Origin of the sequence: Luteimonas panaciterrae (assembly GCF_020511115.1) — a bacterium.
GTDB lineage: Bacteria > Pseudomonadota > Gammaproteobacteria > Xanthomonadales > Xanthomonadaceae > Luteimonas > Luteimonas panaciterrae.
The window spans coordinates 1-9,450 of sequence record NZ_JAJAVH010000029.1; the positions used below are offsets into that span (position 1 = coordinate 1).

The following is a 9,450-nucleotide window of genomic DNA, read 5'->3' on the forward strand; positions in this document are numbered from 1 at the left end:
CGCATCCGCCTCCCTACTGGCGGCGCATGAATGGACAGATTTCCGGGATTAAATTGGTTCAAGACATGTGCCACAGATCAACGGTGCGCATCGTTCGTCAGTGGAGAAGATGGGAGGCAGGGCGTTGTGTTCGCGGTCGACGCCGACCATCGGCAACCCGTGTTCGTCACGCGGGACGCGCTTGTGTCCGGCCAGGGTACCTGGCTGGAACGCATGAAGGATCCAGCCAATGCCTTCAGCTCCATCAACCAGGGAGCGAATGACTGGCCGATTCTTGGCGGCGGCTGGGGTTGGCCCTGACTGGATTCGAACCTTTGGTTTCAACGCACTACCCTTGGAGGCAACGACAGCCGTCGCCTGCGCATGTTCGAGCGCAGCAACGCCAGTGGCCTGCGTACCGACGAGCAGCACGAGTACGCCATTACAGCCGTGCGGGCGGGCGAGGAACTGCGGGTAACACTGACTTGGTATGACCCGCCGGCAAGTACATTAGCGGCAGTCGCGCTGGTCAACGACCTCGATCTGGAGGTCGAAGGGCCGGATGGGCGTGTGTATCGCGGCAACAGCCTGGTCGAGGGTGTGTCCAAGGAGTTCTGTACCCGCGAACGCTACAACCAGATGCGCAATACGACGGCGCGCTGCCGTCAGGCTGGTCCCAACGATGCCGATGCGCTCAATAACGTGGAGCAGATCCGGTTGACGGCGCCGACCGCTGGTCACTACAAGCTGCGGGTGAAGGGGAGCTATGTCCCTGGCACCGATCTGGTCGGCAGCGACCGCCAGGGGTATGCGCTGGTGGTGTCTGGTGCATTCGGCCCAGCACAAGGCAAGGCGCAGTTGGCTGCACCGACGGGAGTACGCGTGGCTAATCGGGTGGCGCTGCCAACGCCGAGCGCGACGGTGCAATTCAGCGCGGTCGCCAATGCTACCGGCTATCAGCTGTACCGGCTCGAGGGCGGCTGCACGGCAGAGACGACGGCGAAGAGCTATCGCCTAGTGGCGCATCAGTCGGCCGATCAGGGGCTAACGTTGGTTGATCCGCTGATTGACGATGGCAAGAACTACGGCTATGCGGTGCGTGCGATTGGCGGCGATGTCGAAGGGCGCGTATCTCAGTGCGTCACTTCGGCGTCCACGGCAGTAGCCAATGCGACGCCAGAAACACCGTGCACTAATCTGATTGAGCAACAGCAGTCATGTCGCGTCGAGGCGGAAAGCAGTCGCGCAAAGTATCAGCAATGCATGAACAATCACGCATTATGGCTACGTGATCAGGGTCTGATCAGCAATGATGAAGTGGTGGGCGTCAGACAATGTGTCGCGCAGCAATCACTTGCTCAGAACTAATGCCAAAAAACACGGATGTCGAGCGCTAACCTCGACCTCCGTCCGCCATATCGATCTGGGACGATCCTGCGATCGTCTCAGATCGGACGTCGGCACCACTGCGTATCCGTATGCCTGCGGCGCCTAAGCGCGGCGCCCGTGGCTACACATCGACCATGACTTCGCCGTCGTCGCCAACCATGCGCGACTAGACACTCTGTATTGACGCTTCAATCCCCTAGATAAGGGTCGTGCAGACGATTCTTCCTTCTTTCTTAGCGACTTCAGACTCCAAGAACAAAGGCTGGATCAGAAACGCCATCCAATCCCGTTTCCACGCGTCCTGCGAAACGACGTGTGAACAGGCCGGCGTCCTCAACCGCCACCGTGATGTCATACCAGTTTGCATGTTGCTTCAATGGTCGCTGAATCGTGATCTGCTCACCAGCCGAAACCGTCTCTCGAGCCGTCCAAGCCTCGTAAGCATTGGCCTTGGCCAAAAATGTACAGGGCTCGGTTCCCATGTTGAATAGGTGGAGTTTGAGCTGGCCTTGTCGAGTGTCGTAAGTGGCAGTCACCTCTGGCTGTATCGCTACGTCGGTGATAACCGTTCCGACAATATGTCGATGGAATCCATTCGGTCCCAGCACCCAAAGATCGTAGGCACCAGCATCCTCTGCAAGAGTCCAGGATCCATAAAGCTCGTTTCCAGCTTCGACTGAATACCTATGTGGTATCCGGTCTAGATGGAGGCGATCATAGACGTGAAACACTGCGCCGGCGGTCCCAGTATTACGAAATAACAATTCTATTGCGCTCTCAGCCGGTTTAACGATGGTATCAACGTGCAACTCATAGGGTAGGGCCCGGGAGCGCCGCAAACCAGCTTTTTGATGTGGCAGCTGCTGTTCACTTTCTTCCGGCACACTGACCTGCGGTAATTGTTCCTGGGCTTGGCGTAACCCATCAGCCTCAGTGCGGATGCATGCTGGTAATGGCGGTACATCGGCATTAGGGTTCGCAAAATTAAAAGCAGAAGTGAGATCACCACATATCGCGCGACGATAGGAGGAAATATTAGGTTCTTTCACACCAAAACGGCGCTCAAGGAATTGCAATACCGATGTGTGATCAAAGACCTGCGAACATACCCATCCACCTCGACTCCAAGGCGAGACGACATAGCACGGCACGCGTAGCCCCGGGCCATAGGGACGGCCATCAGATACCGGCTGTCCAGATGTGAAAGGTGGACTTGGGTGTGTAAACCATTCAGCCGCTAACTCGCTAGCATCCAGCGTCGAGCCGCCTGCTGGCGAACCATCGGGATGGTGGGAATACACCGATGGTGGTGGCATGTGATCAAAGAATCCGTCATTTTCATCAAAGTTGATGATTAACGCGGTACGATTCCACACCTCCGGTTGAGCGACAAGTGCTGCCAATACTTCTTGGATATACCACGCGCCCTGAACTGGGCTGGACGGATCAGGATGTTCGGAATAGGCCATCGGTGCAACGATCCACGACACCTGTGGCAGCTTGCCCGCAGCAACATCCGCACGGAACGCCTCCAGATACCCACCGTCAGGCATGGTGTTACTGCAGCCTTTGTAGAGCGGTTCGGTTTGTTCATGCGCCTCTTCCCACGGTCTACTGTTTAAACCGACAGGATTCAAAGCCCATAGCAAAGGCAATATTACATCGTCGATCGAGTCGATCGAGTCGATCGAGTCGACCGAATTAATCGAGTTGACCGCAAGGTGGGCAGAGCGATACGCGGTAAATCCATGTAGTGGGTTGTTAGTGAAGTTGTTCGGAAGATTTTGATATACCTTCCATGACACCCCAGCTTCTTGCAGTCGCTCTGGATAGGTTGTCCATGTATAACCGAACCAGGGCGGCCAAAACGTGTCCCATTCGTTGGTGACAACGGCGATGCCATTGCTGGCACCATTGGTCCCAGTCCAGTGATACATCCGATTGGTATTCGTCCCGCCATGTAAAGAGCAGTGGTAGGCGTCACATATGGTGAAGGCGTTGGCCAGGGCAAACTGAAACGGAAGCTCGCGCTGCTTGTAATATCCCATCGAGGGATTGGTTTTATGGCGGGGCCACTCGGTCATTCTGCCGTGATCCCAGGCAGCCTGTGCATCCCCCCAATCATGGTGCGTCCCAGAGACGCGTTGTGCATTGCCTGTGCGTTGATCCAAATGATAGGGCATCACGACCCGTTCACCGTTGGATTGCTCGAACACGCTTCGCTCATTAGGCAATGGAATGGTCAAGCGGTCACCAAAACCACGAACGCCAGCCATTGTCCCAAAGTAATGGTCGAACGAGCGATTTTCCTGCATCAGGATCACGACGTGTTCGACATCCTGGATCGAGCGTGTGGCATCGTGGGCAGGAATCGCCAAGGCCTCGCGGATTGTCGGTGGAAGCATTGACATGGCGACGGCAGAGCCGGTCGTTGCGCCTAGGGACTTTAAGAAATTACGTCGACTCGTTGAATTCATGTAACGACTCCGATTTTGACTCCTAATCGTTGCAAGAAAATGTTACATACCGATAACAAGATTAATGGTTATTGAGTTTTATGAAGATTAAAGGAAATGCAATCTGTATCCTCTCGGGTGTTCTAGAGAATGAAGGCCAGGTAGGGGAGGGCACCCAGAAATTCGTTTTTAATTAATTGGTGGTCATACATCGTTTGATCTTTGAGCGTGATCGCTGCAAAGGGAGGTGGGCCGTCCACTGGCGCCGATGACAACAATAAGTTCCAACTCTCTCCTTGTTATCCTCTCCTTTTATTCCCAAGAGGGGCGGCCTTTTTTAATTTTTCGTTGATCTGGCTTCGTTTGTGCGCTCGCCCTCTCTCCGTTATGTGATCGCGCGCCTTCAATCCGACTATATAGTTGATCGCACTGCCTAAGCACCGTGTAGGCGCGGCCCTGCTAGTTCCTATGGAGACTGTGTGTTGCCGCCAATCAAAAATTGACCCACTTTCGAGGCTGATCCCGACCCAAAACTGACCCGGGTATTCCAATCTTCCTGCTGGTTTTTTCACCAGAAGGAAAACTGAAGAGGTGTACCCGATGTCGATGATGGGGAAAGCCCGGCGGATGTATTTCCGCGAGGGGAAGTCGGTGCGCGAGATCGCGGCTGACACGCCTGGCCCGCAACACGGTGCGGGCATAGTTGCGGGAGCCGGAGGTGAAGGAGCGGCGCTATCGCCGGCCCGAAGCCTCAACGCAGCTGACCCCGTATGCCGAGGGACTGCGGCAGGCGCTGACGGCGGATGCGCGCCGGCCCAGGTCCGACCGCCGCACGGTCAAGGCACTGTTCGAGGAACTCAGGACCCAGGGCTACGTGGGCTGCTACTCGCGAGTGACGGACTTTGTCCGGGCCTGGCGCGAAGGCGAAGCGCATGCGCTTCTTCTCCACCGTCGACCTGGTCAACGCACTGTAGCAGGAGAAGGGCAAGGCCGGCCGCATCGCAGCCAGCTTGATGCGCATGGACCTGGTCTATCTTCCCTCAGCCCCAGCGGCGGCATGGTTGTTCCATCTGCTGAACAAGCTCTACCACAATCTGGGTTCGGCGAATGGGCTGGCGTTTTCGGCGGCGCCAAGATGACCAACGCCTTGCTCGACCAGCTCACGCACCACTGCCACATCATCGCGACCGGTAAATGACTTCTAGCAGGGGCGCACAGCGCCGCTACCGGCGAAGGCAGCCCGCTCCATGGCAAAAAGAGCCCCGATCTCGAATGCCACGGGTTATTTGTCAGTGCAGCCTGTGTCGTCTGTGCGTCGCGTGATTGGCGTGTGAAATTGTCAAATTTCCATCACGCGATAAAGACAATTATTAATTCTCTGGAATTAAATATAGAAAGGGGGTGGGGGGGAGGAATGGGTTGCACGTTTTATAGGCGTGTCACCTTTGCAGGAGCCGTCCGATGGCTTTCGCTTGTGGGGAATTTAGAGATCTCGTTAGTCACTTCCGGGATGTTTTGCAGCCTCATAAAACAGGAGAATTTTATAATAGAAATCGATACTGGTTTCAAACATGCAAGCGCTAATTCAAATTTTTTGAAAAATTCTAAATAAAAAAACCATCTAATATCTATCTGAGCGAACTCTATCCTATTTATTTACGTTGTATTTCGGCGATTTCAAAATTCATGGAAGTCTCTTAGATACCCCTCTAATTTGCAGATTTAGAGAGATGTGAGGGCTTGTAAGAGCTTGATCTTGATCTTGATCTTGATCCTTAACTAAACTCAAGGCTGCAGGCATAAATTTATGTTATATACATCACTAAAGCGTAATTCTTTGCAGTTCCGCGCCTATTTTCTTGTGCTCGTTGTTGTTTTATTCGCCAACGTTGCATATGGCCAAAATCCACCTCGTCCAGCCAACTCCAATTCTTATCTCTATAGAGTGGACACGAGAGGGCCCGACATTATATTCAGAGATGGTTTCCTGCCAAGAGGTCGTAGTGATAATTTAGTTTCACATTTTTTGGATGACAACTGGCGGCAGGGGAATGGAACAAGATTCATAAGTACCACAGATGATTACGATACTGCTGTGAGGTTTGCTCGTGATGTTCATGAAGAACACTTAACGGCTACTAATCTTCCACCTTTGGATGATGGCGAGAGTGATGATGGTGCAAATGACAATGTTTTATACATTTATCATATAAGGCCAAGCCGTGAATTTTACAATATGGTCCACAGCATGGATACTTACGTCAATAATCTTAGGGCCTACGCTACACCTAACGATCCCAGCTATATTGACCATCAAATCACGCAGGTGGAAACAGGTCTTGAGAGGTTCGCCTGGGAGCGTGAATGGATCTGGACTGGAGAAAGAGGGATTCCGTCTTCTCAAATTGAATTTGTCGAGGAGGCTTACTATATTGATGATGACAATAATATCACACATCCAAGGATGTTCATTAACATCCCTCCTGAATTGAGAAGCACTAATTCGCGCTACGTAGATGGGGAACATGAGTGGAGTGTAGAGCCATTTCCTATCGAAATATCGGACAGAGGGGTGGAGGTTGAACCGTTGGCCAGTATCGAAGTGAGGAATTCTAGCGATAATGGCCAATATATGAATACAAGTATGTTCCCATGTGGTGATAATGATGCTGAAGCTGTTCGAGCAACATGCTCACAGATCGTCGATATAGTATCTTCGGTAGGATCTCCTCCTTAAGTATCGTAGTCATCGACCTGATCGCCTCTTTTTTGAGTTACGGGCTGCGACCGTAGAATTCTTGGTCGTATGCTTATCTCTCGCGAGCGTGGTTGAATGAGGGTTTGCGCAGCATAGCGGCGAACACGGCAGGCGTGTGGCCCTGCCACTGCCACTGCCTGGGACGCTTAAAAATCCCCGGCGAGTGGCGACGGAACCTGTTGAATTTGTAAGCGGGCGCTGGGGCGTGATACCGCAATGCCAGTATTTATATACAATAATATACGTATTTTTGATGGGATATTGATTATGAGTATGTACATCTATGGTTCGGCAGTGGCTTTTCTCTCCTTGTTCTCAAGCCAAGTCGCTGCGGAATGCATCGACAGCAACCTGGGAGCCACAAAGGCTATTGCGATGCATAAAACCATTCCGGTTGGAAGTTCTCCTGGCATTACCCTAAAATCTTCTGGAATCTCACCGATCGTAATTGACGGGCTCGAAGTTGAAGTATTCACAAATAACGATACACTTTATTATCCAAGATTATATAATTGCACATATAATCCAATTAAGGTGTCGCTGGCGACACTGGCCTCATTCAGCGCAGGTGTAGCGGCTGCAAACAAAACCATTCAGCCTGGAGAATTCTTGAATACGGATCCGGATGGAATTGTTTATGCAAGCAGCACAATTTCAGAGATGCAACTTGTGGATTTGGCGGTTAATAATAAGTGGTATCGACTCACTTGGTTCGTTACTCTCGACGATCAAGGCAAAAAGAACAGGGTAGTGAGAATATTTGTACATAGATATTATTAATTGGTCTGTGCGCAGGAAGCACAGGGGACGTGTCCGACCAATCACATGCCTCAACTCGCCGACCCGAGCGATGTCATCGCAGGTGATGGCGAGCACGGTCCAGGGCGGCGTCATGCCGCCCTGGACTTAGACGTCGACACCAAACAAGCGGACAGAATCTCAAGCCAGCAGCTGCCGCTGCTCGTCCCGACTCCCCCTCGGGTTTGAGTAGCGCGATGGTTTTGAGTCCAATCCCTCAACCTGGAGTTCCCAGACTTTAGTGAACACTTGATCGGCGTTGTCGATGGGTCGCTTCAAATGCGTCCGGGCTGACGCCACCAAGATGACTGTGGCGACGTGCCAGATTGTAGAACCCCTCGATGTAATCGGACACATCCAAAGCCGCAACTTCCCGATTGGCGTAGATGCGCTTCTTGATTCGCTCCTTCTTCAAGCTACCGAAGAAGGACTCTGCAACCGCATTGTCCCAGCAGTTGGCATGCCTGCTCATGCTGGGCTTAAGGCGATTGCCCTTGAAAAAACACCGCCAGGCATCACTCCCATACTGTGAGCCTTTGGGCATAGCGTCGCCGGCTTTTCTCGCAGGGTATCGAGCGAGGTGGGATGAACTGGCCACGCGCGCCGCCGTGGCGCTGGGTTCGACGTCGCTGACACCGCTCCTCTGGAGTCAGTTGGCCGATCATCCTCGAACCCTAAACACCACGCTGATCCGTGGTCTCTGCTCGCGCCGCGTTTTGGGGATTCCGTGCTCGTGTGTGAGCTGCGATGCATAGCTCATGCGCAGCAGGCTGCCGCGCCAGGTCAATGGTAAGAGTGTCGTGGTTGCCGGTCTTTGCTCGAATCAGCATTCGGCGGCCTGTGCCGAGCGAGATCGAAGTGATCGGGTGTCCGGCGGCGAGGGTGTGCAGCTTGTCACTATGCATGGCGACGCTGTCGCGGCCATCGCGGTACAGGTTCATACCAATCCGGGAATAGGGCGCAGGCGCTTGTGTCTGAACTCGGGTCAGCATGTCTGCCAGCGGCAAGTCGGTTGGTAGGGCGGCGATGTCGTAGCTAGCAAGCAGTCGCGGGACGTCAACGATGCGGTCGTACATGGGACGCTGCATGTGGGTCCAGGCGGCGCGTGTGTGCAGGGTTTCGAACCAGTCCTGGACGGTATCAGGGTCGATGAATCTCGGCCAGTAGCGGATGCCGCCTTCGGCATCGTTGATTAGTTGCACCATTGGTGGTGCGAACAGATCATCGGAGAGGCCGGCCAGGACGTGCATGGCGGGATCTAGTGGAAATCACGCGACGTGGTCTGCAGGTCGCCCAGCAGATGGCTGAGGTCCTGAAGATCGTTTGCGATGAGGTGCTGAACGCCGTCAACTTGTTCCCAACGGCCGCGCACGGCTATCAGGCGAGCGCCGAGCAGGGGCTTGCGCCAGCGCAGGGCAACGTGGGACCAAACCACGACGTTGACCATGCCGTATTCGTCTTCGAGGGTCACGAAGATGGTGCCCTTGGCCGTGTCCGGTCGCTGGCGCTGCGTGACAATTCCAGCAGCGTATGCGCCACGGCCATGCGGTAAGGCGCGCAACTGGCGCGAGTCCAGCACGCGCTGTTGTTGTAGGCGCGGGCGTAGCAATGAGAGCGGATGGGCTTGCAGGGTCAAGCCCACGCTGCGGTAGTCGGAGAGAATGTCTTCGCCCGTCGTGGGGGCCGGCAACTGAACGTCATCCTCGTCCGGGCTGCCAGGGAGCAGAGGGCGTTGGCGTTCGATGCCGGCCACGGCCCAGCGTGCGGCATGGCGGTGTCCGACCAGAGCCTCCAGAGCGCCGGCTTCGGCGGAGACCTGACGCGCTTTTTCATCGAGTCGTGCGCGCAGGCATAAGTCACGCACATCAGTGAAGGTGCGCTGCTGCCGCGCCGCGACGATGGCCTGTGCCATGGTGTCCGAGAGTCCGGCGATCTGGCGCAGCCCCAGGCGGATTGCGGGCTGCCCACTGTCGTTCATGCCGGTGCGGGGGCCGCCGCCTTCCAGAGTGTTGTCCCAGCCGCTACAGGTGACATCCACGGGCAAAACGCGGATGCCCTTGCGATCTCCGT

At 54.5% G+C, this 9,450-nt stretch carries 6 protein-coding genes and 3 pseudogenes; 5 read left to right on the top strand and 4 right to left on the bottom strand.

The genetic code is table 11. The features are described from left to right. Positions 1-126 precede the first annotated feature (126 nt). Complete coding sequence (locus tag LG367_RS17940; RefSeq protein WP_226470642.1) at positions 127-300, top strand: hypothetical protein; 174 nt, start codon at positions 127-129, stop codon at positions 298-300. A 63-nt stretch (positions 301-363) separates the two neighbouring features. Continuing rightward, positions 364-1,347, top strand: coding sequence for a hypothetical protein (locus LG367_RS17945; protein ID WP_226470643.1), 984 nt, complete (start codon positions 364-366; stop codon positions 1,345-1,347). A gap of 263 nt (positions 1,348-1,610) precedes the next feature. On the opposite strand, the gene LG367_RS17950 is transcribed toward LG367_RS17945, so the two are convergent. Further along, entirely contained in the window at positions 1,611-3,845 is a 2,235-nt protein-coding gene (locus tag LG367_RS17950; RefSeq protein WP_226470644.1) for a phosphocholine-specific phospholipase C, read from the bottom strand. Between the two features lie 905 nt (positions 3,846-4,750). Between LG367_RS17950 and LG367_RS17955 the strand changes: the two are divergent. The 3 genes and pseudogenes from LG367_RS17955 to LG367_RS17965 form a co-directional block, all read left to right on the top strand. After that, positions 4,751-5,016, top strand: a pseudogene (locus tag LG367_RS17955) (ATP-binding protein); the annotation flags it as partial. A gap of 615 nt (positions 5,017-5,631) precedes the next feature. Further along, positions 5,632-6,561: a hypothetical protein gene (locus LG367_RS17960; RefSeq protein WP_226470645.1), complete on the top strand. Its 930-nt coding sequence runs from the start codon at positions 5,632-5,634 to the stop codon at positions 6,559-6,561. Positions 6,562-6,849: 288 nt separating this feature from the next. Next, complete coding sequence (locus LG367_RS17965; protein ID WP_226470646.1) at positions 6,850-7,362, top strand: hypothetical protein; 513 nt, start codon at positions 6,850-6,852, stop codon at positions 7,360-7,362. A gap of 256 nt (positions 7,363-7,618) precedes the next feature. Here LG367_RS17965 and LG367_RS17970 read toward each other — a convergent pair. From LG367_RS17970 to LG367_RS17980, 3 genes and pseudogenes are all read right to left on the bottom strand, one after another. After that, positions 7,619-7,918, bottom strand: a pseudogene (locus LG367_RS17970) (IS3 family transposase); the annotation flags it as partial. Positions 7,919-8,041: 123 nt separating this feature from the next. Further along, positions 8,042-8,630, bottom strand: a pseudogene (locus LG367_RS17975) (alpha-ketoglutarate-dependent dioxygenase AlkB). An 8-nt stretch (positions 8,631-8,638) separates the two neighbouring features. Further along, on the bottom strand, positions 8,639-9,450 hold an 812-nt coding region (locus LG367_RS17980), incomplete at its 5' end, for a helix-hairpin-helix domain-containing protein (RefSeq protein ID WP_264179988.1).